The organism is Saccharopolyspora sp. ID03-671, from assembly GCF_045278815.1.
Classification (GTDB): Bacteria; Actinomycetota; Actinomycetes; order Mycobacteriales; family Pseudonocardiaceae; genus Saccharopolyspora; species Saccharopolyspora ipomoeae.
This window is the reverse complement of record NZ_CP134054.1, coordinates 1,010,633-1,035,886: the sequence shown is the minus strand read 5'-3', so window position 1 is coordinate 1,035,886 and position 25,254 is coordinate 1,010,633. Positions and strand designations below refer to the sequence as shown.

General features: G+C 72.2%; 24 protein-coding genes and 1 pseudogene. 7 read left to right on the top strand and 18 right to left on the bottom strand.

Annotation, left to right across the window (positions count from 1 at the left end; genetic code table 11):
- Positions 1-27: 27 nt before the first annotated feature.
- From REH65_RS04850 to REH65_RS04830, 5 genes and pseudogenes are all read right to left on the bottom strand, one after another.
- A complete protein-coding gene (locus REH65_RS04850) occupies positions 28-867 on the bottom strand; it encodes a class I SAM-dependent methyltransferase (RefSeq protein WP_406691456.1) in 840 nt (279 codons plus the stop codon).
- Positions 864-2,635 (bottom strand): annotated as a pseudogene (locus REH65_RS04845) (choline/carnitine O-acyltransferase). The gene REH65_RS04850 and the pseudogene REH65_RS04845 overlap by 4 nt, the downstream one beginning before the upstream one ends.
- Positions 2,635-3,480, bottom strand: coding sequence for an arpA protein (locus tag REH65_RS04840; RefSeq protein ID WP_406691455.1), 846 nt, complete (start codon positions 3,478-3,480; stop codon positions 2,635-2,637). Before REH65_RS04840 ends, REH65_RS04845 begins: the two are co-directional and overlap by 1 nt.
- The gene (locus tag REH65_RS04835; protein WP_406691454.1) at positions 3,477-5,330 is read right to left on the bottom strand and encodes a CocE/NonD family hydrolase; all 1,854 of its coding nucleotides are present in this window, start codon (positions 5,328-5,330) and stop codon (positions 3,477-3,479) included. Before REH65_RS04835 ends, REH65_RS04840 begins: the two co-directional genes overlap by 4 nt.
- A gap of 64 nt (positions 5,331-5,394) precedes the next feature.
- Complete coding sequence (locus REH65_RS04830) at positions 5,395-6,033, bottom strand: FadR/GntR family transcriptional regulator (RefSeq protein WP_406691453.1); 639 nt, start codon at positions 6,031-6,033, stop codon at positions 5,395-5,397.
- 173 nt (positions 6,034-6,206) lie between these two features.
- Here REH65_RS04830 and REH65_RS04825 point away from each other — a divergent pair, with 173 nt between their 5' ends.
- Positions 6,207-7,223, top strand: a complete 1,017-nt coding sequence (locus REH65_RS04825) for an MBL fold metallo-hydrolase (protein ID WP_406691452.1) — start codon at positions 6,207-6,209, stop codon at positions 7,221-7,223.
- A gap of 204 nt (positions 7,224-7,427) precedes the next feature.
- The gene (locus REH65_RS04820; RefSeq protein WP_406691451.1) at positions 7,428-7,706 is read left to right on the top strand and encodes a DUF3040 domain-containing protein; all 279 of its coding nucleotides are present in this window, start codon (positions 7,428-7,430) and stop codon (positions 7,704-7,706) included.
- Positions 7,707-7,723: 17 nt separating this feature from the next.
- On the opposite strand, the gene REH65_RS04815 is transcribed toward REH65_RS04820, so the two are convergent.
- The 4 genes from REH65_RS04815 to REH65_RS04800 form a co-directional block, all read right to left on the bottom strand.
- Positions 7,724-7,924, bottom strand: a complete 201-nt coding sequence (locus tag REH65_RS04815) for a DUF2795 domain-containing protein (protein ID WP_281455496.1) — start codon at positions 7,922-7,924, stop codon at positions 7,724-7,726.
- Between the two features lie 41 nt (positions 7,925-7,965).
- Positions 7,966-9,786, bottom strand: coding sequence for a transketolase (locus REH65_RS04810; protein ID WP_406691450.1), 1,821 nt, complete (start codon positions 9,784-9,786; stop codon positions 7,966-7,968).
- 78 nt (positions 9,787-9,864) lie between these two features.
- Positions 9,865-10,374: a histidine kinase gene (locus REH65_RS04805; RefSeq protein WP_093423361.1), complete on the bottom strand. Its 510-nt coding sequence runs from the start codon at positions 10,372-10,374 to the stop codon at positions 9,865-9,867.
- A gap of 381 nt (positions 10,375-10,755) precedes the next feature.
- Positions 10,756-12,000: an aspartate aminotransferase family protein gene (locus REH65_RS04800; RefSeq protein ID WP_406691449.1), complete on the bottom strand. Its 1,245-nt coding sequence runs from the start codon at positions 11,998-12,000 to the stop codon at positions 10,756-10,758.
- Between the two features lie 314 nt (positions 12,001-12,314).
- Between REH65_RS04800 and ssuE the strand changes: the two genes are divergently transcribed.
- The gene (ssuE, locus tag REH65_RS04795) at positions 12,315-12,875 is read left to right on the top strand and encodes an NADPH-dependent FMN reductase (protein ID WP_406691448.1); all 561 of its coding nucleotides are present in this window, start codon (positions 12,315-12,317) and stop codon (positions 12,873-12,875) included.
- A 46-nt stretch (positions 12,876-12,921) separates the two neighbouring features.
- Here the strand turns inward: ssuE and REH65_RS04790 are convergent, their stop codons facing one another.
- From REH65_RS04790 to REH65_RS04765, 6 genes are all read right to left on the bottom strand, one after another.
- Positions 12,922-13,497, bottom strand: a complete 576-nt coding sequence (locus REH65_RS04790) for a TetR family transcriptional regulator (RefSeq protein WP_281455492.1) — start codon at positions 13,495-13,497, stop codon at positions 12,922-12,924.
- Between the two features lie 10 nt (positions 13,498-13,507).
- Complete coding sequence (locus tag REH65_RS04785; RefSeq protein ID WP_406691447.1) at positions 13,508-14,329, bottom strand: MFS transporter; 822 nt, start codon at positions 14,327-14,329, stop codon at positions 13,508-13,510.
- Positions 14,320-14,958: an MFS transporter gene (locus tag REH65_RS04780; RefSeq protein WP_406691446.1), complete on the bottom strand. Its 639-nt coding sequence runs from the start codon at positions 14,956-14,958 to the stop codon at positions 14,320-14,322. The genes REH65_RS04785 and REH65_RS04780 overlap by 10 nt, the downstream gene beginning before the upstream one ends.
- Before the next feature lie 209 nt (positions 14,959-15,167).
- Complete coding sequence (locus REH65_RS04775; protein WP_406691445.1) at positions 15,168-16,619, bottom strand: amidase; 1,452 nt, start codon at positions 16,617-16,619, stop codon at positions 15,168-15,170.
- Between the two features lie 54 nt (positions 16,620-16,673).
- Positions 16,674-17,474 (bottom strand): exodeoxyribonuclease III, encoded by an 801-nt coding sequence (locus REH65_RS04770; protein WP_406693084.1) that lies wholly within the window; start codon positions 17,472-17,474, stop codon positions 16,674-16,676.
- A gap of 126 nt (positions 17,475-17,600) precedes the next feature.
- Positions 17,601-17,825: a hypothetical protein gene (locus REH65_RS04765; RefSeq protein ID WP_281455488.1), complete on the bottom strand. Its 225-nt coding sequence runs from the start codon at positions 17,823-17,825 to the stop codon at positions 17,601-17,603.
- A gap of 164 nt (positions 17,826-17,989) precedes the next feature.
- Here REH65_RS04765 and ligD point away from each other — a divergent pair, with 164 nt between their 5' ends.
- The 4 genes from ligD (at position 17,990) to REH65_RS04745 (ending at position 22,457) form a co-directional block, all read left to right on the top strand.
- Positions 17,990-18,832, top strand: a complete 843-nt coding sequence (gene ligD / locus REH65_RS04760; RefSeq protein ID WP_406691444.1) for a non-homologous end-joining DNA ligase — start codon at positions 17,990-17,992, stop codon at positions 18,830-18,832.
- Positions 18,833-18,913: 81 nt separating this feature from the next.
- Positions 18,914-19,405, top strand: a complete 492-nt coding sequence (locus REH65_RS04755) for a (2Fe-2S)-binding protein (protein ID WP_406691443.1) — start codon at positions 18,914-18,916, stop codon at positions 19,403-19,405.
- Positions 19,402-20,388: an FAD binding domain-containing protein gene (locus REH65_RS04750; RefSeq protein ID WP_406691442.1), complete on the top strand. Its 987-nt coding sequence runs from the start codon at positions 19,402-19,404 to the stop codon at positions 20,386-20,388. Before REH65_RS04755 ends, REH65_RS04750 begins: the two co-directional genes overlap by 4 nt.
- Entirely contained in the window at positions 20,385-22,457 is a 2,073-nt protein-coding gene (locus tag REH65_RS04745; RefSeq protein ID WP_406691441.1) for a xanthine dehydrogenase family protein molybdopterin-binding subunit, read from the top strand. Before REH65_RS04750 ends, REH65_RS04745 begins: the two co-directional genes overlap by 4 nt.
- A 109-nt stretch (positions 22,458-22,566) precedes the next feature.
- Here REH65_RS04745 and larC read toward each other — a convergent pair whose 3' ends face one another.
- Genes larC through larE form a run of 3 tightly spaced genes read right to left on the bottom strand, consistent with a single transcriptional unit; the run spans position 22,567 to position 25,177 of the window.
- Positions 22,567-23,703: a nickel pincer cofactor biosynthesis protein LarC gene (larC, locus tag REH65_RS04740; protein WP_406691440.1), complete on the bottom strand. Its 1,137-nt coding sequence runs from the start codon at positions 23,701-23,703 to the stop codon at positions 22,567-22,569.
- Positions 23,700-24,362: a nickel pincer cofactor biosynthesis protein LarB gene (larB, locus tag REH65_RS04735; RefSeq protein WP_406691439.1), complete on the bottom strand. Its 663-nt coding sequence runs from the start codon at positions 24,360-24,362 to the stop codon at positions 23,700-23,702. The genes larC and larB overlap by 4 nt, the downstream gene beginning before the upstream one ends.
- Entirely contained in the window at positions 24,359-25,177 is an 819-nt protein-coding gene (larE, locus tag REH65_RS04730; RefSeq protein WP_406691438.1) for an ATP-dependent sacrificial sulfur transferase LarE, read from the bottom strand. The genes larB and larE overlap by 4 nt, the downstream gene beginning before the upstream one ends.
- Positions 25,178-25,254 lie beyond the last annotated feature (77 nt).

The following is a 25,254-nucleotide window of genomic DNA, read 5'->3' as shown; positions in this document are numbered from 1 at the left end:
GGCGGAACCTCCACCCCTCCAGCTGCGTCAGCCCGCGTTCCGGGGGCGGGTGAGGTAGCAGTGGGCGTGGTACCAGCCGTCGGCTTCCAGGCCCTCGGGGTCGAGTCCTCGGCGCTGCACGTCGTGGATCGCGGCCTGCTGCTCGGTGTCGTCGGCGAAGCGGCGCTGCGGGTAGGTGCCGGGTAATCGCTCGGTGGTCAGGCCGTGGTCCGCGAGGAGCTCGGTGATGGCGGAGTAGTCGAAGACGCGGAGCACGAAGATCGCGAGCCAGAGCTCGTCGGGGCGGTTGATCGCCGCGAGGAGGCGTTCGAAGGTCGGCAGGCCGACGTAGCCGACCCCGCCGGTGGAGATGATCAAGCCCGTGTCGGCGATGCCCTTGGCGAGTTCCGGTGAGGGATCGGTGGTTTCGAGGTTCTCGGCCCAGCCGTCGGTGAGCAGCCCGGCGCTGCGGCCGTAGGCGATCGCGGGTTCGGAGACGTCCAGGCCGACGATGTCGAGGTCGCCGGCGAAGTCGCGCCGGTCCGCCGCCGCCAGTTCCGCGGTCGACGACCGCTCGGCCGACGGACCGGTGTAGCGGTCGAGGACCTCGCGCGGATCGCCGGAGGACTTCAGCAGGGCCGAGTTGATGCCGTAGGAGCAGCACACGTCCAGGACGCGCGCGGGGCGCGCCGCCCCGATCACCTCGCGGAAGATCGGGGTGGCGCGCTGCGGGATCTGGTACTCGAACCGCTTCAGCGTCGAGACGTACGCCCGGGGATCCGGCCGGGCGTAGATGTCGCTGAAGTCGGCCTTGTGCTCACCAGGACGACCGTGGTCACCAGACCGACCGGGCTCTCCAGAGCGACCGGGCTCTCCGAGTCGGCTCATGACACCAGGTCGGAGAGCTCGTCGATGGCTCGGCCCAGCTGCTCGGCGAAGCCCGTCATCTGCTCGCCGACCGTGCGCGGCGTGCTCAGGTGCACGTTGAAGCTCTGCGGCAGCAGCACGTAGGCCACCCCGATGCAGTGCTCGCTGGTCGCGCCGAACCCGAAGTACTGGATGTTCACCGACGGCGCGGCGCTGGTGCTCAGGTAGTCGTCGCGCATCGTCAGCCAGCCCGGCGAGGAGTACAGCGCGGGCGAGAACTCCTGCCCGCGCCGGGCCGCGATGAGCTGCAGCTCCCACAGGTGCTGCTCGGGCGCGTCCCCGGCCTGGCACTCCTTGGCGCGGATGACGTGCGCGTCGGCGGCCCGCCGGAACGCATCCGCGCGGTCCGACCGCGAGGACTCGGCGTCCTCCATCGCGGCCACGAACTCCAGCACCTCCGGGGTCACCACGCGCATCGCCTCGGTGCGCCCGTGGTGGAAGTGCCGGGTGGCGATCGACTCGTAGGTCGCGCCGGTGAAGCCTTGGACCGCCGGTGCGCGAGCTGGAAGGCCATCTGCACGAACGCGTCCGGTGAGATGCCGAGCGCCTTGGCGCGCTCCGAGCCGAAGTCGTCGAAGCGCACCGTGCGGGTCGCGGTGGCCTCGCCGTAGGCCACGTAGTCCTTGGTGGCGGCGTCCACCTCGCCTGAGAGCTCCGGCGACAGGCGGAATTCCAGCGCCTGGGGCTCCGGCACGCCCTGCGCGGTGGCGCCGGCGGCCCGCGCGTGCGACTCGGCGGTCCCGGACATCAGCGAGTCGACGAACTCGACGATCGTGGTGCCGTCGAGCAGGCAGTGCTCGCCGTTGATGCCGGCCGCGCCGTCGGGGAAGACGATGAGCGTGACGCCCTTGTCGAACCAGCGGTCGGTCGGGTCCCCGGCCAGCAGCTGCTTGCACTTGCCGTCCAGGTCACCGGGCAGCTCGTGCTCCAGGGCCAGGCAGAACAGCGCCGTCTCGACGACGTCCACCGACGCGGTGTTGTCGACCAGCAGCGCCTCCCGGTTCGCCGCCCAGCGAACCCGGTCGTGGCTGGTCAGCGCCCCGACACCGGGGCCGCGGTCGGTGGTGGCGGCGATCCGGCGCAGCGCCTCGGCGAGCTCGTCGAGGGAGTGCGGCGCGCCGTCGGCGCCGATCACGTCGAGCCGGAAGGCGTTGCCGCGGAAGAACACCACGATGTGCCGCGCCGGGCTCGGGCCGGGCTGCTCGGGCGTGTTGGGCGCCCGCACGCCGTCCCGCTCCGGGCGCGGGATGCGGGTGGTGGAGAAGAGGTACCGGTGCTGCTGCATCGACAGCGGCTGACCGCGCCGCGTCGTGGGCGGCACCGTCTCGGCGTCCAGCGCCAGCTTGTGGTCCACCGCCGCCGCGATCAGCCGCACCGCGCGGGAGATCTGGTCGTCGTCGGTGTCGTTGAACAGGAAGAAGAAGTTCGCGTTGAGGGCGATGCGGTCCCGGCGGCCCAGGTAGCGGTCCCGCCAGAACTCGTCGAGCCAGCTGTGCACGTCGTCCTGACCGGCGTAGGCGGTCAGCGAGTCGTGCAGCTCCGCGGCCTCGTCGGAGGCGAGGAACTCGGCCACCGCCTGCCGGGTGGTGGCCAGCTCCTCCTCGGTCAGCAGCGGTGAGCACCACTGCAGGAACCGCTCCCCGCTGTCGGCGAGCGTGGGCAGCGGTATCCGGGGGAGGGAGTCCTCGTTGCCGAAAGTGCTGGTGCGCAAAGCAACCTCGTCGTTCACTAGTCGAGCAGGTCGTCGGTGCGGGCGGTGGTGCCGTGCGCGTCGGTGACCCGGCCGAACAGCTGCCGGGTGCGCTCCGCGGTGCCCACCACCCCAGGGCGATCACTGTAGGCGAAGATCGCCGAGTGCCGGGCCACGTCACCCTCCACGGCGCTGACCCGGTGCAGCGCGTAGCGGCCGTGGAACAGCTGCAGGTCGCCGGGCCGCAGCGGCAGCGCGCGCACCCGGTCGCCGCCGTCGCCGCTGATCACGGCGCCGACGTCGGCGAAGTTCTCCGATTCGGCCGAGCGGATGTGCGGGCAGTACTCGAACACGCCGCCGCCCCGCGGCTGCTGGGTGAGCATGCTGACCGCGAACTCGTTGGTGTCGAAGTGCCACGGGTGCTCTTTGCCCGGGTTGACGATGTTGACCACCAGCCCGGCCAGCGGGTCCTCCAGCGGGTGGATCCGCTCCAGGCCCAGGCATTCGGCCAGGAACCGCTGGAACAGCTCGTCGGTGTAGAGCCGGTGGATCAGGTGCTCGGCGGGGATGTCCTCGCGGGCGACGAAGGCGTTGCCGCGCACCGTCGTCCGCCTGCCCGGGTGCCAGTCGGGCAGGTCGGCGTCGGGCGCGGTGTTGTAGACGTTGACCGTCTGCTCCTCGTAGTAGGCGCGGTCGGCCAGGCCCGCGCACTCGGTGCGCAGCGCCTCCCGGTGCTCGGCGGCGACGAAGTCGCGCAGCACGCTGCACCCGTCGACGGCCAGTTCGGCGCGCACCGACTCGACGGCGGCGACCCAGCCGGGGCTGCCGGGGGCGGTGAGCGGGTAGCGGTCGGTGTCGACGATGTCGGTCACCGCAGCGGTCATCGGGTTCCCTCCGAGGCCGGGACGACGGGCAAGGTGATCTTCGAAGGATGCTCCGCGGACGTGTGGATGGCAACGGGCGACAGCGCCGCGGGCAGGTCGCGCACGGTGGGCAGCAGGTGCGGCACGTCGAAGGCCTGCACCGAGATGCGGAGCTTGTGGCCGGGCGGGATGACCGCGCCGGTCGGGAAGACCTCGACGTCGACCGGTTCGACCTCGCCGGGCCGCATGGTGCTCTGCGCGTCCTCGGTGAACGGGTGGAACGGCTGGATCAGCTCGCCGTCGAGGTAGCGGGAGCGCTCCGGGTCGAGGGCGCGGTGCGAGAGCACCTGCCAGCCGCCGGTGAGCCGTTCGACGCTGCCGTCGGGCGCCACCGAGGACACCGACACCGACAGCATCCCGTTTCCGGTCGGCGTGGAGGTCTGCAGGTGGGCGTTGATCGGCCCGCGCATCCGCATCACCTCGGTCATCGGTTCGGTCTCGAACACCGCGCCGGACAGGTCGTTCCAGCGGTTGTCCCCGCAGAGGCGGGAGATCCCGACGGCGTTGGGCAGCCCGGCGGTCCACTGGTTGGTCGAGCGGGTGCACAGGCCCGACACCGGCAGCGGAGCGATCGTGGTCCGCCCCGGCTCCGGGTCGGCGTCGACGAGACCGCCGGGGGCACCGGGCAGCGAGGTGCCGGAGAGCTCGAAGCTGCGGGCGCGCTGCTCACCGATCCACCGGTCGGCCCGGTACCACTGCCCGGACCCGATCTCGTGGTAGGTCAGCGGCGGGATGTCGGTGTCCAGCGCCGGGTCGGCCTGGCCGCGCACGTAGTGGTCGAACCAGCGCAGCTGCAGCTCCTGCAGCGTGCCGTACCCGGCGGCGGGGACCTCGTCGCCGGAACCCTGGAGGTGGTCCCACGGGCCGAAGATCATCTTCACCGGGACGCCGCGCTGCCGCAGCGCGTCGAAGACCATCGGCGTGCCGCGCTGGAACAGGTCGTACTCGCCGCCGATGAGGAAGGTCGGCACGTCGATGCGATCCACGACGCTCGCTGGGGAGCGCTCGGCGTAGAACGGGCCGTCGAAGGCGGCGTTGAGCCCGAGGGTGGCTTCCAGCAGCGTCGGCGCGGTGAAGCTCGTCGCCCCCTGGACGCGGTCGAGGTACACCTGCAGCGCGTTGTCGGGCTCGGCGGGACCGTAAGCCGGTGGGATCAGCCCGGTTCCGGTCACCAGCCCCATCCACAGCGGGATGAACCCGACGTCGAGCGCGCCGCCGGAGGCGACCACGTCGCGGTAGGTGTCCATCGCGGGAACCTGCGGGAAGATCGCCTTGAGGCCCGGCGGCCGGTTGCCCGCGGCGAAGAGCTGGTTGATGCCCATGTAGGAGGCGCCGTGCATGCCGACGGCGCCGTTGCTCCAGGGACGTTCGGGCGAGGCGGCCCAGTTCACGATCTCGCCCGAATCGGTGTTCTCCCGCGCGCTGAACGCCTGCCAGTCACCGCCGGAGGAGCCGGTCCCGCGCGCGTCGACCGAGACGTGCACGTAGCCGCGCTGGACGAAGTAGTCGGGATCGCCGCCGACCGCACCGGCGGCGGGACCGCTGATGATGTTCTTGTTGTAGGCGATGATCGTCAGCAGCACCGGGAACCGTCCCTCGACCGGCCTGCCCTCTGCGTCGGCGGGGCGCCGGACGTCGCCGCGCAGCACCGTGCCGTCGGACATCGGCACCGGCACGTCGGTCTCGACGACCGAACCGGGGTAGTCCGCGTCCCGGGCGCTCCATCCGGAGGCGGGGGTGGCGTCGGCGGCGGTCAGGCCGGCGAGAGCGGTCAGCAACGCGAGCAGCAAGGCGGGTAAGGAGCGGCGCATTCAGACCTCCCAGTACGTCCGGGAGATCAACGACCGGTTTCCCGGGAGGTTACGCGGATCGCGCCTACGAGGCGTGGAAGTGCAGGTGTGCGGCCATGAATCGGCGTGCGGCGACCGGGTCGCGGGCCTCGATGGCCGCCAGCAGCCGCTCGTGGCGGGTGATCGCCTCGCGGTCGGTCTCCACCGGAAGGCCGGACAGCACGCGGGTGAACGGCTCGAACAGCAGCGGCACGAACGCGTTGCCGGTCGCGCGCACGATCGTCTGGTGGAACGCGAGGTGGGCGGCGCCGCGCGAGCCGGCGTCGTCGCTCGCGCGCATCGCGCGCACGTGCTCGCGCAACTCCCGCAGGTCGGACTCGGTGCGGTTGAGGGCGGCGAGCTCGGCGATCCCGGCCTCCAGCATCCGCCGGGCCTCGTGGACCCCGCCGACGACGTCGGGATCGGCGCCGGGGGAGGTGGCGGCGCGGATCATCGGGTGCAACGAGGTCCACTCCGCCGGTGGATTGACGTAGGTGCCGCGACCGCGCTCGACGCGGACGACGTTCTGCACCCGCAGCGCCTTGACGGCCTCGCGCACGGTCAGCCTGCTCATCGAGAACAGCTCGGCGAGTTCGGGTTCCGACGGCAGCGCGCCGCCGGGCGGGTAGGTTCCGTCGATGATCGACCCCAGGAGCTGCTCGGCGAGCTCTTCCGGCAACGACACGCGGACCCCGCCCGTTCTCGATCCCACGACGACTCGGCAACCGGGGATTGGCGTCCACAATGGACTCCAAAGATCCGGATCGGACGAGTCTACTGCATGAGTGAGCGCGGACACACACCAACCGGTTGGTATGTGTGGTAGAGCTGATGGATCGGGTGTCTGGAGGTCTGACCATGGGTGATCCGCGGTACGAGTGGATGGAACCGGGCGCGTTCGAGGTGGCGCCGGGCGTGCACCGCATCCCGCTGCCCCTGCCCAACGACGGGCTCCGCGCGGTCAACGTCTACGCCATCGCCGACGGCGACTCGCTGACCCTGGTCGACGGAGGCTGGGCGCTGGAGGAATCCCGGGCGCAGCTGGTCGCCGCGCTCGCCCAGATCGGCGCCGGGCCGGGCGACATCACCCGCTTCCTGGTCACCCACGCCCACCGCGACCACTACACGCAAGCGGTGGCCCTGCGGCGCGAGTACGGCTCCGAGGTGCTGCTCGGCGAGGAGGAGCGGCACACCCTCGACCGGCTGATGTCGCCCGAGCACCGCTCGATGGACAGCCAGCTGGAGCTGCTGGCCGAGCACGGCGCCAAACCCGTCCGCGACACGCTGCTGAGCCTGCGCGAGGACGGGCCGCGCAACCACATCTGGGAGAAGCCCGACGCGTGGATCAACGCCGCCAGCGACCTCGGGCTCACCGACCGGTCGCTGCGCGCGCTGCCCACCCCCGGCCACACCCGCGGTCACCTGGTGTTCCTGGAGGAGCAGGCCGGGCTGATGTTCGCCGGTGACCACGTGCTGCCGCACATCACCCCGTCCATCGGTTTCGAGCAGGCCCCGACCGCGAGCCCGCTGCGCGACTACCTGGCGTCGCTGCGGCTGGTCCGCGGCCTGCCGGACATGCGGCTGCTGCCCGCGCACGGCCCGGTCACCGACAGCGTCCACGACCGCGTGGACGAGCTGCTGGCCCACCACGACGCCCGGCTGACGGCCACCGCCGCGGTCGTGGCGGCCGGGGCGAGCACCGCCTACGAGGCCGCCCGCGCGCTGACCTGGACCCGCCGCGAGCGCGCCTTCGACGACCTCGACGTGTTCAACCAGATGATGGCGGTCCTCGAAACCGCCGCCCACCTGGACGTTCTCGTGCTCCAGGACGAGCTGGGGGCCCAGCGGGTCGAAGGAGTCGTGCACTACTCCTGAGAGCCGGTTCGTGGTGGCTGCGCTGGGCAGCGGGCGGCAACGGTCCGTAACCGGACGGAGGGTCTCCTGCGGGCCGAAAATCACCCGACTGCAGCGCAGAGGCGACCGGTGATCGCGTGCGAGCCTGAATGAGCTCTCAGGCCGGTGCGCGGCCGGGGAGCGCAACCTCGTTGGGGTCAAAGGCGACGTCACTAGGAGCTCGTCATGTTGAGCAAGCACGAGCGGGACAGGCTCGCCGAGATCGAATCGGCGCTGGCCTCCGCAGACCCTGTGCTCGCGGAGAAGTTCGAGCGGTTCGAGGGCGGGCCGAGCACGGGCGCGCTGAGCCGCGCGCTGATCTGCACCGCGCTCGCGCTGACCGCGATGCTGTCGCTGCTCTCCCTGGCCAGCGGCCTGGTGTGGACCTCGGCCGCGCTGGGCGCGATCACCGCGGCAGGCGTCATCGCGGCGGGTGTCACCTCCCGCCGGCATCGCGAGACCTGACGTCCCGCCGCGGACGCTCAGTCGTGCATCGGGTGCGGTAGGGACTGCAGCGCCGTGTCGGCCTCGACGTAGGTGCCCTCGGGCAACCCGTCGAGCCGGTCCAGCTGCTCCGGGCTCGCGCCCAACTCCTCGCACTGCTGCACGATCTCGCGCTTGGTCGCCGGGAACCGCACGTGGCAGAGCACCTGCAGCATCTCCGCGCGATCGGCCAGCACCATGACTCCTCCTCCGTCCACCCGCCTCGTGCGGGTGGAAACCCTCACGACACCAGCTCGCGGGCCTTGTCGGCGATGGCGGTGGCGTCGATGCGCGCCTGCCCGAGCAGCTCGGCCGGTTGACCCGAGCCCGGCATCTCGTGGACGGCGAGCAGCCGCACCGGCACCGGGTCGTCGGCCAGCGCGTGCAGCACCGCCTCGCCGAGACCGCCCTCGGGCCAGTGGTCCTCGGCGGTGACCAGCCCCGCGGTCTCGCTCGCGGCCCGGCGCAGCGTCGCGGTGTCCACGGGCTTGACCGAGTACAGGTCGATCACCCGGGCCCCGATTCCCTCGTGCGCCAGCAGATCGGCGGCCTTGAGCGCTTCGTGCAGCGTGACCCCCGCGCCCACCAGCGTCACGTCCGCGCCGTCGCGGACCACCTTCGCGCCACCGATCGGGAACTCCTCGTCGGGCGGGTAGATCACCGGCATCGCGCCCCGGCTGGTGCGCAGGTAGCTGATGCCCGGCAGGTCGGCCATCGCCGCCACCAGGTGCGCGGTCTGGTTGGCGTCGCACGGGTACAGCACCGTGCTGCCGTGCACCGCGCGGAACGCCGCGAGATCCTCCAGCGCCATCTGCGACGGCCCGTCCTCACCGATGGCGACCCCGGCGTGCGACCCCATCAGCCGCAGGTCGGCCCGGCTGACCGCGGCCATCCGGACGAAGTCGTAGGCGCGGGACAGGAACGCGGCGAAGGTCGAGGCGAACGCGCACCAGCCGCGCACCTGCATGCCCACCGCGGCGGCGATCAGCTGCTGCTCGGCGATGTACATCTCAAAGTAGCGGTCCGGGTGGGCGTCGCGGAACAGCTCGGCGAACGTCGAGTTCGACACCTCGCCGTCCAGCGCCACCACGTCACCGCGCCGGTCGCCCAGCGCCGCCAGCGCCTGGCCGTAGGCCTTGCGGGTGGCCAGCTCGGTGCCCTCCTCGTAGGCGGGCATCCCGGCGGTGCCGGTGTCGAAGACGTGCGGCGTGGCGTCGCCCTCGGGTGATGCCGGTTTGACCCGCAGGTCGCGCAGTCCGCCGAGCTCGGCGATCGCCTCCTCGGCGTGCGCCAGGGGTTTGCCGTGGAAACCGGGCTTGTCGGCGACCTCGGCGACGCCCTTGCCCTTCTGGGTGGCCGCCAGGATCATCACCGGCCTGCCGTCGCCCCGCTCGGCCTCGGTCAGCGCGGACTCGATCTCGTCGAGGTCGTGCCCGTCGATCTCCAGCACGCGCCACCCGGCGGCCTGCGCGCGAGCGGAGTAGGACGACAGGTCCCAGCCGTGCATGGTGGGTCCGGTCTGGCCGAGCCGGTTGACGTCGATCAGCGCGATCAGGTTGTCCAGCCGCTCGTGCCCGGCGTGCTCCAGGGCCTCCCACACCGAGCCCTCGGCCATCTCGCTGTCGCCGCACAGCACCCACACCCGGTAGGGGAGCCGGTCGAGGCGCTTGCCCGCCAGCGCCAGGCCGACGCCGACCGGCAGGCCCTGGCCGAGGGAGCCGGTGGCCACGTCCACCCAGGGCAGCACCGGGGTGGGATGGCCTTCGAGCCGGCTGCCGAACTCGCGGAAGGTCAGCAGCTCGTCGTCCTCGACGGCGCCGACGGCCTTGAACGCGGCGTACTGCAGCGGCGAGGCGTGGCCCTTGGAGAAGATCAGGTGATCGTTGGCTGGGTGATCGGGACGGGAGAAGTCCAGCCGCAGGTGGCCGTCGAGCAGCACGGCCAGGAGGTCGGCCGCCGACATCGACGAGGTGGGGTGGCCGGACCCGGCGGCGGTGCTGGCCCGGACGGAGTCCACCCGCAGCTGCTGTGCCAGTTCGGTGCGGAACAATGCCTGGTCCATGCCCCGGAAGGTGCCCGGCGCGTGGCCGGGCGAAACACGCCGCAGGTCACCCCGCCCGGGTCGGCGGGGTGGAGCGGATCAGTCCAGGCCGCCGTTGCTGAGGCCGGAGAGCAGCCGCTTGATGACCTCGGGGTCGACCTCGGCGGTCTCCTCGGTCGTCTGCGGAGCCATCGCGTTCTTCTTGCGGGAGCGGCGGGGAAGCGGAACCGAGTCGGCCTTGACACCGCTGGGCAGCGGCATCTCGCACCACACCAGGGTTCCGCCGGTGCGCAGCGCCGTGGCACCGCAGCGGCCGTCGGCGAAGCCGGGGGCGAGCTGCGGGGGAACGGTGGCCTGCTCGTCCTGCACCTCGGCGACGAGGCTCTCACCGCTCAGGCGCAGGCGGACGGTGATGAAGCCGGGGTTCTTCTGGTCGGCGGCGTCGACGGCCGCGGTCACCAGGGCTCCGGTGAGCTGCGTGGCGATGTCGGTCATCTCGCGCAGGCTCCACTCGGCCAGGGAGAACCGCACGAACATCTCGGTGCAGTTCACCGCGCTGGGCAGCGCGATCAGTCGCAGGTCGTCGACTTGTGCGGTCTGAGTGTTCACCTGGTTGAGATCCTCCGTCCGCCCCCGCTGCGCTTTCGATCACCCGGAAGTCGTATTTTGCCAACTCCACTGGGTGGCTTGTGCGCAGGGGCCCCTTTTGCTTTCGGCCTCGTACTTCGCTCCTCGACCCGGGACTCCGCAGGTCGCCGCGACCACCGCCGCCGCCGTCAACAGCCTTCTCCAGCTGCGACGACGCACGATCTGGTGAAAAACGTACGTGACGAAAGCCGGTCGCGACCACCTCCGGACGTATCGGTTCCACAACGGGGGAGTTCCAGGCCGGTGGCCCCTCTGATAACCGAGGAGGTGAACGACGATCGGGCTCCGGGAGTGTCGGGGCGGTCACGGCGTGTCGCGACCGCCCCGAGCGGTTCGCACGGCTCACACGAGGGTGTCGAGTCCCTCGGCGAAGGCCTTGCCGATGAGGCCGATCTCCTCCTCGGTGATGATCAGCGGCGGCGAGACCGCCAGCGCCTTGCCCAGCGGGCGCACGATCACGCCGAGCTCGCGGATCTTCTTCTGCAGCGCGCCGAGCCCACCGGCCTGCAGCTGCTCGGCGGTGAGCTCGACCGCCCCGAGCAGACCGGTCCCGCCCCGCACCTCGGCCACCGCCGGGTGGTCGGCGACCTGCGCGAGGGCGTCGTGCAGCGGCCGCTCCAGCTCATCGGAGCGGGCGATGAGCTTCTCGCGCTCCAGGATGTCGAGGTTGGCCAGCGCCGCGGCCGCCACCGTGGGGTGACCGGAGTAGGTGGCGCCGTGGCGGAACACCCGGCCCGGCTGGTCCCAGAACGGCTCGGCCACCTGCTCGGCGACCACCACACCGCCCAGCGGCAGGTAACCGCTGGTCACGCCCTTGGCGAAGGTGATCATGTCGGGTCGCAGGCCCCAGCGCTCGACGCCGAACCAGGTGCCCACCCGGCCGAAGCCGCAGATCACCGAGTCGGCGACGAACAGGATGCCGTTCTCGGAGCAGATCTTGGCGACGGCTTCCAGGTAGCCCGGTTCCGGCGGGTGCAGCCCGCCGGCGCCGATCACCGGTTCGGCGAAGAACGCCGCGATCTTCTCCGCGCCGATGCGCTCGATGGCCTCGCGCAGGCTCTCGGCGTCGTCGTGGGCGACCCGGCCCGTCTCGGGGACCAGCCGGCCGAACCCGGCCTGGTTGGCATCGATGCCGCCGATGCTGGTGCCCATGCCGTTGGTGCCGTGGTAGGCGTTGCCGCGGCTGAGGATGTGGGTGCGCTGCGGCTGCCCGCGCTGGGCCCAGTACTGCCGCGCCAGCTTCGCCGCCGTGTCGATCGCCTCGCCGCCACCGGTGGTCAGGAAGATCTTGGAGTTGGGCATCGGCGCGAGGTCGGCCAGCCGCGAGGCCAGCTTCTCGGCGGGCGGGTTGGTGTAGTCGTTGAAGACGAAGTAGGACTCCAGCTCGCGCATCTGCGCCGCGGCGGCCTCGACGATCTCGGTGCGACCGTGGCCGGCGTTGGCGTACCAGAGGCTCGCCGTCCCGTCGAGGTAGCGACGTCCGGAATCGTCGTAGATCCAGACCCCTTCGGCCTTGGTGACGCAGAAGCTGCTGCTCTTGACCTCGAACATGTCCGCGAACGGGTGCCACAGCGCGGTTGATGACATGGTTTCCTGCCTCCTTCGTGGTGCCCCGACAGCTTCGTCGCCCGCACCCCGGAAGGCCAGAGGCGCGGCCGGGAAGTCCGAATCCCGGCGTCCGCTTGGTGAGAACGCACGTCCGCTCGTTGACACCGCAACGGGACCGGCCGGACGATGAGGTTCGTGACCACTTCGATCCTCAGCAGGCGGAGGCACGTCGACTTCCAGCGGGTGACGACCCAGGCCTGTCGCTCCTGACGGAACCGCAACGTCAGGGGGGACGCCGTCACCAGGCGGAACCCGGTAACGGTCCACAGAGGACCAGGAGCAGGGAGAAGTTCGTGTCCACCGTTTTGGTCATCTCCGGAAGCCCGTCGCGCACCTCGAAGACGGAGAAGGTCGGCGAGCACCTCGCCCAGCGGCTCACCGCGAGCGGCCGCAGCGCCGAGCACCTGCGGGTGCGAACCCTTCCCGCCGAGGCGCTGCTCGGCGCCGACGTCAGCGACCCGGCCATCGCCGCGGCGGTGGAGCAGGTCGCCGCGGCCGACGGCATCGTGCTGGCCACGCCGACCTACAAGGCCGCCTACTCCGGCCTGCTGAAGTCGTTCCTGGACCTGCTGCCGCAGTTCGGGTTCGCGGGCAAGGCCGTGCTGCCGCTGGCCACCGGCGGCAGCGTCGCCCACGTGCTCGCCATCGACTACGCCCTGCGCCCCGTCGTGCACTCCCTCGGCGCCCGCCACGCGGTCCAGAGCTTCTTCCTCCTCGACAAGCACCTCACCCTCGCCGACGACCACCTCGCCATCCACGAGGACAGCGCGAACCCGCTCACCGACGTCCTGGAGCAGTTCACCAAGGCCCTCGACGGGATCCCCCACACCACGGTCCTCGGCCGCTCCGCCTGACTCGGTCCCCGGAAGGTCGAATCCTGCGGTTCTCGACGTCGCAGGTCTACAGGGGGTTGTCGATCCAGTTCTGGATGAGGGGGGCCGTGAGGGCGACGAGGTCTTCCGTGGGTTCGGCGGTGATGGCCCGGGTGCGCAGGACGAGGCGGGAGGCGCCGAGGCCCATGAGGTGGCTGCAGACCAGTTCCGCGCGCAGGCGGGCGCGGGGGCCGGTCAGGCGCTCGGCGAGGCGGGTGACCAGCTGGGACTCGAAGTTGTCCCGGAAGCTCGCGCCCGCCGGGCGGGACGAGGTGAACACCGCGCGCACCAGCGGGTCGCCCTGGGTGCGGTCGTGGTAGTCCAGCAGCGTGCGCACCAGGTGCTCGCCGAGGTGCTCCAGCTCGCAGTCCAGCAGCTTCTCGGCGTCGTTCTCGAAGCCCGAGGCCTGGGCGAAGAGGTCTTCCTTGCTGCCGAAGTACTTCACCACCAGCGCCGCGCTGACGTCGGCGTCGGCGGCGATGTCGCGCAGCGTCACGTCCGCGTAGCCGCAGGACGAGAACCGGCGCCTGGCCACCTTCAGGATGGCTTCCCGCGTCGCGCACGCTGCGCGGCGCTGCTCCTCGATCGACCCCGTGGTGGGCATGCGTTTCAGGCTAGCGCGAGCCTCCCACCGCTACGGGCATCCGGGGCGTAACGGACTCGTACCGAGCCGGTCCCGGGGTCGCCGCGGCGATCAGCGCGGCCACCAGAGCGGCACCGCCGGCCACCACGAAGACCCAGGAGTAGGCGTTGATCGACGGGTAGGTCGCCCCGGCGACCCGCACCAGCGATCCGGTGGTCAGCGCCACCACGATCGCGCTGCAGCTGGAGGTGCCGATCGAGCGGGCGAGGCTGTTGAGCGCGTTGGCGGCGGCGGTCTCGGTCTCCGGCACCGAGCGCATGATCAGCTGGGGCAGCGCGCCGTAGGCCAGGGCGCCGCCGATCGAGCTGATGGTCAGGTTCAGCACGACCAGCGACAGCGGCCCGTGCAGCAGCGAGGCGCCGAGGTTGCCGAGCACGAGGACGCAGGCGCCGAGGATGAGGGTGGTGCGCGGACCGAAGCGCCGCGAGATCCGGGCCGAGACCGGCGAGAACAACCCCATCGCCGCACCGATCGGCAGCAGCACCAGACCGGCAGTCACCAGCGACATGCCGTAGCCGTAGCCGGTTTCCGGCGGTGCCTGCAGCAGTTGCGAGCCGACCAGGAACCCGGTGAACATCGCGATGCCCACCAGCACCGAGGCGATGTTGGTCAGCAGCACCGTGGGCCGCGCCGACACGCGCAGATCCACCAGCGGTGCGGTCGTGCGGAGCTCGTAGGCGCCCCACAGCAGCAGCATCGCCACGGCCCCGGCGATCAGACCCAGCACCAGCGCGCTCGACCAGCCCCACTCGTTGCCCTTGGAGATCGCCAGCAGCAGGCAGGTCAGGGCCACCGACAGGCCGAGCGCGCCGACGAGGTCGAACTTGCCGCCGGTGCGCAGCGAGGACTCGGCACCACCTTGAGGATCAGCGCGATCTCGACGAGCGCGAAGACCATCGCCCCGGCGAACAGCCAGTGCCAGTCCAGCTCCTGGGCGACCACGCCGGTGACGGGCAGCCCGACCGCGCCGCCGATGCCCAGCGTCGCGCTCATCAGCGCCACCCCGGAGCCCACCTGCTCCTCCGGGAGCTCGTCGCGCATGATGCTGATGCCCAGGGGCACCACGCCGACCGCCGCGCCCTGCAGCACGCGGCCGACGAGCACGGCGGTGAAGTCGTCGCTGACCGCGCCGATCGCGCTGCCCACCGCCATCGTGGCCAGGGATAACAGCAGCATCCGGCGCTTGCCGTACATGTCGCCGAGTCGTCCGGTGACCGGTGCGCACACCGCGCCCGCCACCAGCGGGGCGGTGACCAGCCAGCCGGCGTTGGCGGCGGTGGTGTGCAGCAGCCGCGGGAAGTCGGGCAGCAGCGGGACGACGAGGGTCTGCATCAGCGACACCGCGATGCCGCACGAGGCGAGCACGAGGATGACCCATTTCGAACTGCGCGTTGCGGACGAAGCGGACCCGGCGGTGCTCATCAGACTCCTCACTCATGGGGTGAACCGGTGTTCACCACGTGAGTAAACCTGTGTTCACCCCCGGAATCAAGACATCGCCCGTCCGATTCCACCCAGCAGTCACGCGAATTCACCCAGACTTCGTCCACAGTGGATGGTGAGTGGTGGGTCCGGGCGATCTCGGCGCGGTGGCGAGCCGGTCGCCGGTCCGCGCCCGGCCGACCGCCGGGCTAGAGCGGCGGGAGGACTTCGGCGTGGCGGGTGGCCTGCTCGAAGGCGTGGGCGATGCGGAGCAAGCGCTGCTCGGACCGGTGCGGGCCCACCAGCTGGAGCCCCACCGGCAGGCCCTCCGGGGTGAACCCGGCCGGAACGGAGATCGCCGGGCAACCGGTGGCCGAGATCCAGTACGCCGAGCGCATCCAGTCCAGGTACGACGGCATGGCCACGCCGCCGATCTCGGTCGGGAACTCCAGGTCGATGTCGAACGGCGGCACCTGGCTGACCGGCAGCGCGAGCACGTCGTAGCGGGTGAAGAACTCCCGCACCCGGTGGTAGAGCTCGGTGTGCAGCCGTTCGGCGCGCCCCACGTCGGCGCCGGTCAGCGCCCGGCCGGCGTCGATGTTGTCGCGCAGGCTCGGCTTGATCCGGTCCGGGTGGGCGTCGCGGAGCTCGCCCAGCATCAGCTCGAACTGCCAGGCGCGCAGCGTCCGGAACACCTCGTCGGCGCCGGTCAGGTCCGGCCACGCCTCGTCGACCGCGCCGCCGATCTCGGTCAGCACCCGCGCCGCCGGTTCCAGCACCGACCGGACCTGCGGGTCGACCACGAGGTCACCGCCCAGGTCCAGCGAGAACGCCACCCGCAGGCCGCGGAGATCGGCCTCCAGCGGCTCCCGGAAGACCGAGCCGGGCTCGTCGATCGAGATCGGGCTGCGGTCGTCGGGTCCGGCGATCGCGGACAGCATCAGGGCGACGTCGGCGACGGTGCGCGCCATCGGCCCCTGCACCGACAGCGTCGACCAGGCCGCGGCGTCCGGCCACGTCGGCACCCGGCCCGGCGCGGGCCGCAGGCCCACGACGTTGTTGAACGACGCCGGGTTGCGCAGCGAACCGCCCATGTCGCTGCCGTCGGCCAGCGGCTGCATCCGGCAGGCCAGCGACGCCGCCGCGCCGCCGCTGCTGCCGCCCGCCGAGCGGTCCGGGGCGTAGGGGTTGGCGGTCGTGCCGAACACCGGGTTGAAGGTGTGCGACCCGGCCGCGAACTCCGGGACGTTGGTCTTGCCCATCGTCACCGCGCCCGCGGCCTTGAGCCGCTCCACGACGAGCTCGTCCTGGACGGGCACGTTGTCGGCCAGCAGCGGCGAGCCGTAGGTGGTGCGCAGGCCCGCCGTGTCGTGGGTGTCCTTGTGCGCCATCGGCAGCCCGTGCAGCGGACCGACCGCCGCGCCCGAGGCCAGCCGCTCGTCGGCCGCTGCGGCGCCGGTCAGCGCGCCCTCCGGGTCGAGCGAGACCACGGCGTTGACCTTCGGGTTGAGCCGCTCGATCCGGTCCAGGTGGGCGCGCATCACCTCGCGCGCCGAGACCTCCCGCGCGCGGAGCAGCGCGGCCAGCTCGGTCGCCGTGCGCTGGCAGAGCGAATCGGACACGTCGTGGCTCCTCCCACCGGGTGCTTCGACCCGCAACATAGCGCCCCGGACGCCCGAGCTGAGCGCCGTGCGAGGTGGTCGCGGTGGTCGGGGTCAGCCCAGGTCGAGGTCGACGACCACCGGGGCGTGATCGGAGGTGCCCTTGCCCTTGCGGGCCTCGCGATCGACGTAGGAGTCGGTGACGGCACCGGTGAAGGGCTCGTTGCCGTAGACGAGGTCGATGCGCATGCCCTGGTTCTTCGGGAACCGCAGCGCCCGGTAGTCCCAGTAGGTGAACGGCACGTCGTACTTCAGGGCTCGCGGGTACACCTCGGCCAGGCCCGTCTCGGCGAGCGACGTCAGCGCCTTGCGCTCCTCGGGCGTGATGTGGGTGCAGCCCTCGAAGGCGGCGATGTCCCACACGTCCTCGTCGTTGGGGGCGATGTTGAAGTCGCCCAGCACGGCCCACGGGGTCCCGGCGGTGAGCTCCTCGGCGGCGGTGGCGCGCAGCGCGTCCAGCCAGCGCAGCTTGTAGTCGTAGTGCGGGTGGCCGACCTCGCGGCCGTTGGGCACGTAGGCCGACCAGACCCGAACCCCGCCGCAGGTCGCGGCGACCGCGCGGGGCTCGGCGGTCTCGAACATGGAGCCGTCGGTCTGGAAGCCGGGCTGGTCGAGCAGGCCCTCGCGCACGTCGGTCAGGCCCACCCGGGAGAGCACGGCGACGCCGTTCCAGCGGCCGGTGCCGTGCGCGGCGGCCTCGTAGCCGAGCTCACCGACCTCGTCGTAGGGGAACGCGTCCTCGGCGCACTTGAGCTCCTGGAGGCACAGCACGTCCGGCTCGGCCGTGCCCAGCCAGTCCAGCAGCTTGGGCAGCCGCGCCCCGACCGAGTTCACGTTCCAGGTGGCGATCCGCATGGCCGCAGCTTGGCACACGCCGCCGACGATCCGACCGACCAGGGGCTGTTGATGCGGCGGAGCCGCATTCCCCTCCGCCACCTGGGGCGCCGGCTCCGCTACCGGCGAAGTGATCACTCACGGTTCTCAGGGAGCAACGCTCTGCTCGCCGGCGTACTGGTAGCGCCACACGCCGTCCGGGCGTTGGTCGCGGCGGTTGTAGCAGGCGTAGGGCGAGCACGGGTCCTCCCCGTCGCGGGGCGAGGGGAAGGCGAACTCGCCCAGCGGTAAGTCCGCGTCGACGGCCGGGATGATGAACGATCGCCCGTCCTCCGGGCCGCCGATGAGTTCTGCGTGCACGTGCTGCTGCATCGAGGTTCTCCCTGTTCGGCGTTCGCCGTAATCCGCTTACAGCCAATAGGAACAAATGCAGCGCCCGTTGGTTCCCGTTGTCACCCGAATGTTTTAACGATGTGCTGCGAACGCTGCTCACGACCAGGTGATTGGGGATCGGCGCGGCCGGGTAGGACGAGTTCATGCCGCGTCACGACGAGGCACCGTCCAACCCGGACAAGGTGCTCTACCCGCAAGACTCTTTCCGGAAACGAGACGTGTTCGACTACTTCCGCTCCGTGTCCGGTCCGCTGGTCGCGCACGCGCGCGGCAAACCGGCGACGCTGCGGCGGTTCCCGGACGGCATCGACGCCGACGGGTTCTTCCAGAAAGAAGCGTCGAGTCATTTCCCGGACTGGATCGCGCGGGCGGAGGTCCCGCAGCGCGGTGGTGGACCTCCTGTGCACCACGTGCTCGTCGACGACGAGGCGACGCTGCTCCACCTCGCCGATCAGGCCGCCCTGGAAATCCACATCGCACTGTCCACTGCGGACGATCTGGAGCATCCGGTGCTGGCGGTGCTCGACATCGACCCGCCGCCGGACGGCGTCGAGATCGCGACGCTGCGCCGCGTCGTGCGCTCGGTGTGCGCGCTGTTCACCGACGACGGGCTCGATCCGCACGTGCAAACCACCGGGGGCAAGGGATTTCACGTCGCGGCACCCCTGGACGGCTCGCGCGACTTCGAGGAGGTGCGCGGGTGGATCCGCGAGATCGCCGACCGCGCGGCCCGCGACGACCCGGATCGGCTCACCACCGAGCAGCGCAAGAACAAGCGCGGCGACCGCATCTTCCTCGACGTCAACCGGAACGCCTACGGCCAGACCATGATCGCGCCCTACTCGCTGCGCGCCCGCCCCGGAGCCCCGGCGGCCACGCCGATCGACCTCGACGAGCTCAGCCGGGTGCACCCGCAGTCCTACGGCCTGACCAACCTGGCCCGCAGGCTCGCCCGCAAGTCCGACCCGTGGCGCGACCTGCGCTGAGCCCGCCCGTGCGCGGCCCCTCGTGCATGGCCGGGCGGGAACGCGGGTACGCGGTGGTGCAGGTACGACTTGGGAGGGATCGTGGACGCCGACATCACGCTTCGCGTCGACGGCGTCGAGCACCGGCTCACCGTGGACACGCGGACGACCGTGCTCGACGCCCTGCGCGAACGACTCGGGATCACCAGCCCCAAGAAGGGCTGCGACCACGGCCAGTGCGGCGCGTGCACCGTGCTGCTGGAGGGCAGGCGCGTCAACAGCTGCCTGATGCCCGCCGTCGCCCACGACGGCGCCGACCTGCGCACCGCCGACGGGCTCGCCGACGGCGAACCGCACCCGGTGCAGCGCGGGTTCGTCGAGCACGACGCGTTCCAGTGCGGCTACTGCACGCCCGGTCAGGTCGTGTCCGCGGTCGCCGCGGTCGACGAGCTGCACGCCGGGGAACCCAGCGCGGTGACCGATCGGGGCGCCGACCTCGCCGAGGAGATCCGCGAGCGGATGAGCGGCAACATCTGCCGCTGCGGTGCCTACGCCAACATCGTGCGCGCGGTCGAGGAGGCGGTGACCCGATGAGGCCCTTCCACTACGAGCGAGTCTTCGACGTCGACTCCGCGGTGAGCGTGCTCGCCGAGACCCCGGGCGCCGAGTACCTGGCCGGCGGCACCAACCTCGTGGACCTGATGAAACTCGAGGTCGCCGCCCCCGAGGTGCTCGTCGACGTGCGGCGGCTGACCTCCGACGAGATCGAGGACCGCGACGGAATCCTGCGCATCGGCGCGTCGGTCACGAACAGCCGCCTGGCCGCCGACCCGCTGGTCCGGGAGCGCTTCCCGGTGCTGTCCCAGGCGGTGCTGGCCGGCGCCTCACCGCAGCTGCGCAACCTCGCCACCACCGGCGGGAACTTGCTGCAGCGCACCCGGTGCGGCTACTTCCAGGACGTCTCCACGCCCTGCAACAAGCGCGAACCCGGCAGCGGCTGCCCGGCGCGCGAGGGCTTCCACCGCGAGCACGCCATCCTGGGCGCTTCCCGCTCCTGCGTGGCCACCCACCCCTCCGACATGGCGGTGGCCCTGGTCGCCCTCGACGCCTCGGTCAACACCACAGGACCGAGCGGACGGCGCCGCATCGACCTGGTGGACCTGCACCGGCTGCCCGGCGACGAACCCGAGCGCGACACCGTGCTCGAACACGGCGAGCTCATCACCTCCGTCGAGGTGCCGCCGCTGGACTTCGCGGTGACGTCCCGCTACCGCAAGGCCAGGGACCGCGCCTCGTTCGCGTTCGCGCTGGTCTCGGTCGCCGCCGCGGTCGACGTCGTCGACGGGGAGGTCCGCGACGCGCGGCTCGCCCTCGGCGGTGTTGCGCACAAGCCGTGGCGGGCCACCACCGCCGAGCAGCGGCTGCGCGGCGGGCCCGCCCGCGCCGAAGCCTTCCGCCGCGCGGCCGAGGCCGAACTGGAGGCCGCGAATCCCTTGCCCGGAAACGACTTCAAGGTGGAACTCGTGCGGAACATGATCACCGGAACGCTCGCGGACCTGGCGGGGGTGCCGCGATGAGCACCGCCACCCGCGTCCTCGGCGCACCTCTCGACCGCATCGAAGGCCAGGACAAGGTCCGCGGCCGCGCCCGCTACGCCGCCGAGCACCCCGTCGACAAGCCCGTGCACGCCCACCTGGTGCAGTCGCGCATCGCCCGTGGCCGCATCACCACCATCGACGCCACCGCGGCGCTGGACGAACCCGGCGTGGTCGACGTCGTGACCCACCGCAACGCGCCCGAGCCGGCCTGCACCGAAGACGCTGAACTCGCCGTCCTGCAGTCGCCGCAGGTCGCCTACCGGGGCCAGCCGATCGGCGTCGTGCTCGCGGAATCTCCCGAGATCGCACGGGCCGCAGCGGGTCTCGTGCGCGTCGAGTACGAGCAGGAGGAGCACGACGCGCGCCTGGACGCCGATCGCGACGACCTCGAGACCGTCTCCGACGACGTCGACCAGGGCGGGCTCGACACCGCGCTCGCCGAAGCGGCCGTGGTGCACGACGCGGTCTACACCGTGCCGCAGGAGCACCACGTCGCGCTGGAACCGCACGCCACCACCGCCGCGTGGTCCGACGGCGAGCTCACCGTCCACGACTCCACGCAGGGCGTGCACTGGGTGCGGGACGCGCTCACCGGGCTCCTCGGCATCGGCGCCGAGAAGGTGCACGTCATCGCACCGCACGTCGGCGGCGGGTTCGGCTCCAAGGGGCCCGCGCACGCCCACCTGGTCGCCGCCGTGCTCGCCGCCCAGCGCGTCGCGCCGCGACCGGTGAAGCTGGTGCTCACCCGCAGGCAGGTGTTCCCGATCGCCGGGCACCGCGCGAGCACCGTCCAGCGCCTGCGCCTCGGCGCCGACCCCAGCGGGCGTCTCACCGCCATCGGTCACGACGTCGTCGCCCAGGACGCCCGGCTCAAGAGCTTCCCGGAGATGGCCGGGAAACCCACGCGCACGATGTACGCCGCGCCGAACCGGCGCATCACCCACCGCGTCGCGCCGCTGGACCTCCCGGTGCCGACGTGGATGCGCGCGCCCGGCGAGTGCCCCGGGATGTACGCGCTGGAGACGGCGATGGACGAGATGGCGCAGGCCTGCGGGCTGGACCCGATCGAGTTCCGCATCCGCAACGAACCGGAGCGCGATCCGGACACCGGACTGCCCTACTCCAGCCGCAACCTGGTGGCCTGCCTGCGCGAAGGCGCCCGCCGGTTCGGCTGGGCCGACCGCGATCCCGCGCCCGGCGCCCGTCGCGACGGCGAGTGGCTGGTGGGTACCGGTGTCGCCGCCTCCACCTACCCGGTCAACTCCCAGCCCGGCACGCAGGCCACCATCGAGGCCCGGCCCGACGGCCGGTTCCGGGTGCTCCTCGGCGCCGCCGACATCGGCACCGGCGCCTGGACCGCGCTCACCCAGATCGCCGCCGACGCGCTGGGCACCGACGTCGACAAGATCGTGCTCAGCATCGGCGACACCGACCTGCCGTGGGCCTCCGGCGCCGGCGGTTCGACCGGGATCACCTGCTGGGGCTCGGCGATCGTCGACGCCGCGCAGCGGCTGCGCGCGGAGCTGCCCGACGGCGGACCCGTGCCGGACGGAGGCGTCGCGGTGACCGGGCGGATGCCCGACAACCCGCACCGGAGCGCGTTCGCGATGCACGCCTTCGGCGCCCAGTTCGCCGAGGCGCGCGTCAACGTCGACACCGGCGAGGTGCGGGTGCCGCGATTGCTCGGCGTGTTCGCCATCGGCCGCGTCGTCAACGCCAAGACCGCCGCCTCGCAGCTGCTGGGCGGCATGACCATGGGCATGTCGATGGCGCTGCACGAGGAAGCCCAGGTCGACCCGCGGTTCGGGCACGTGATCAACCGGGACATGGCGCAGTACCACGTCGCGTCCTGCGCCGACGTCGGCGACATCGAGGTCGACTGGATCGACGAGGACGACCCCCACGTCAACCCGATGGGCACCAAGGGCATCGGCGAGATCGGCATCTGCGGCACCGCGGCCGCCATCGACAACGCCGTGCACCACGCCACCGGCGCCCGCGTCCGAGACCTGCCCCTCACCCCGGACAAGCTCCTCGGCCGGATCTGAATCACCGCTGGACTGGAGCCTCGCGCGGGGTGTCGGCGGAGGCCCGCGCCGGGACGCCGCCGCTCGACCGGGACGCCGCTCGACCGGGGGACACCAGGCGGGCCCGGGACTACTCGCGGGCGGCGTTCAGCGCCATCTCGGCGACGGTGCGCAACGGCAGTCCGAGGGCTCGGGCGGCGGTCGCCACGTCGTCGTGCTCGGGCTTGGCCCGGTGCGGGCCGTGCTTGACGCGGATCGCGTGGCCACCCACGTCCACCGTCGTGGTGCGGCGGGGCAGGACCGTGCGCTGGACCTCGTGGCGGCGCAGCCCGAGCGCGCCGGTCTCGGTCAGCACGATCTCGCTCAGCGCCGCCTCCCGGCCCGGCGCGCACAGCACGTGCAGGACGTGGGCCGGGCGGGACTTCTTCATCGTCGCCGGGCTGGTCCACGCGTCGGCGGCGCCGGATTCGAGCAGCCGCTGCACGACGTGGCCCAGCGTTTCTCCGGTGACGTCGTCGACGGTGCACTCCACCACGACCATCGTCTCCGCTCCGGCCCGCGGCGAGCCCAGCGACGCCGAGAGCACGTTGGGCCGCTGCGGGAAGCGCTTGGTACCCGCGCCGTAGGCGGTGGCGCCCAGCGTCATCGCCGGGGGAGGGGTGAACCGCACGCCCATCGCCGAGACCAGCGCGGCTCCCGTCGGGGTGACCGTCTCGCCGGGCAGGTCGGCGCCCACGACGGCCGCGCCCGCCAGCAGCCGCAGCGTCGCGGGAGCCGGGGCCGGCAGCACGCCGTGCGCGCAGGTCACGGTGCCCGAACCCAGCGCGATCGGGGCGGAGTGCACCTCGGTGATCGCCAGGTCGTGCAGCGCCGCGGCCACGCCGACGGCGTCCACGACCGTGTCGAGCCCGCCGACCTCGTGCAGGTGCACCTCGGCGGGATCCCGGTCGTGCAGCGCCCCTTCCGCCTCCGCGATCGCCCGGATCGCCGAAACCGCGACGGCGGCAACGGGTTCCGGTTGGGCCCGGGAGACCAGGTCGAGGAGCTCGGCGGCGTGGCGCTCCGGCGCGTCGTCGTCGACCTCCACGACGGCCCTGGTCGCGGCGATCCCGTCGACCTGCACCTGCTCGGCCGCCAGCGACCAGCCCGTCAGGCCGGTGGCGGCGATCGCCGAGCGCACCGCGCCCAGCCGCGCTCCGAGGCCGAGCAGCGCGCCCAGCAGCATGTCCCCGGACACGCCGGTCGCCGGGTTGAGCCAGAGGATCATCGCCGCGCCACCGCGGCCAGTCGGTGCGCGGCCATCGCGGCGGAGAAGCCCGAATCGATGTTGACCACCGTCAGCCCGGCGGCGCAGGAGGTCAGCATCGCCAGAAGCGCCGTCACGCCCTCCAGCGAGGCGCCGTAGCCGGTCGAGGTCGGCACCGCGATCACCGGGCAGGCCACCAGCCCGCCCACGGCGCTGGCCAGCGCGCCCTCCATGCCCGCGACCACGATGACCGCATCGGCCGCCCGCAGGTCCTCGCTCGCCGCCAGCAGCCGGTGGATGCCGGCCACGCCCACGTCGCGGATCACGTGCGTGCGCAGGCCGATCGCCGACGCGACCGCCTCGGCCTCGGCCGCGACCGGCCAGTCCGAGGTGCCCGCGGTGGCCACGCACACCCGGAAGCCCCGGTCCGCGGCGGGCCGCCAGACCAGCAGCCGGGCCGTCTCGTCGTAGTCGCCGCCGGGAACCCGCACCTGCTCGGCGACCTCCGGGTCGACCCGGGTGACCAGCACCGGGCCGGTGCCGCGCGCCAGCAGTTCGGTGACGATGCCGGTGATCTCCTCCGGGCGCTTGCCCGGGCCGTAGACGACCTCGGGCAGGCCCTGGCGTGACTCGCGGTCGGTGTCGACGCGGGCGTAGCCGAGATCGGTGAAGCCCGTCATGACGCGGTCCGGGTGGGAAGCAGCGGCAGCAGCACGTTCATCCGGCCGCTGGTGAAGCCCGCCATGTCCAGCGCGCAGAAGTCGAAACCCGCGTCCCGGCCGGCGGCATCGAGCTCGGCGTGCAGCGCGGCAGCGCGGTCGATGTCCTCGGACGGCACCTCCAGGCGCGCCACCGTGCCCTGCCCGTGCGCCCGGACCCGGCACACCGGGAACCCGAGGTCGTGGACGGCGGCCTCGGCGCGCTCGATCCGGGCCAGCACCTCCGGCGTCACCGGATCGCCGTAGGCGACGCGGGAGGCCAGGCACGCCGCCGCTGGTTTGTCCGCAGTGGACAGTCCGAGCGCGGCGCTGGCCTCGCGCACCTCGTCCTTGGTCAACCCCGCGTCGACCATCGGAGCGACCGCGCCCCGGTGCGCCGCCGCCCGCTGGCCCGGCCGGTGATCGCCCAGGTCGTCCACATTGGTGCCCAGCGCGATGCGCGCGCCCATCGTCGCCGCCAGCGGTTCCAGCGCGTCGAAGAGCGCGGACTTGCAGTGGTAGCAGCGGTTTCCGTCGTTGGCCGCGTACTCCGGGCGGTCGGCCTCGTCGGTGCAGACCTCGACGTGGGCGAAACCGCGCTCGCGCGCGAAGCGCTTCGCCTGCCTGCGCTCCTCGGCGGCCAGGCTCGGCGACACGGCGGTGACCGCGAGCATCCGCGAGCCCAGAACCTGGTGCGCCACCACGGCCAGCAGCGCCGAGTCCACGCCACCGGAGAACGCCACGACCAGGGCTTCCTCGGTGCCGACACGAGCCCGCAGGCGGTCCAAACCGGTCACGACCTCACTCCTCACGCACGGCGGTACCCAGGTGGTCTGACCAGACCTTAACTCGTGCGGGCGATGCGTCCCATGCC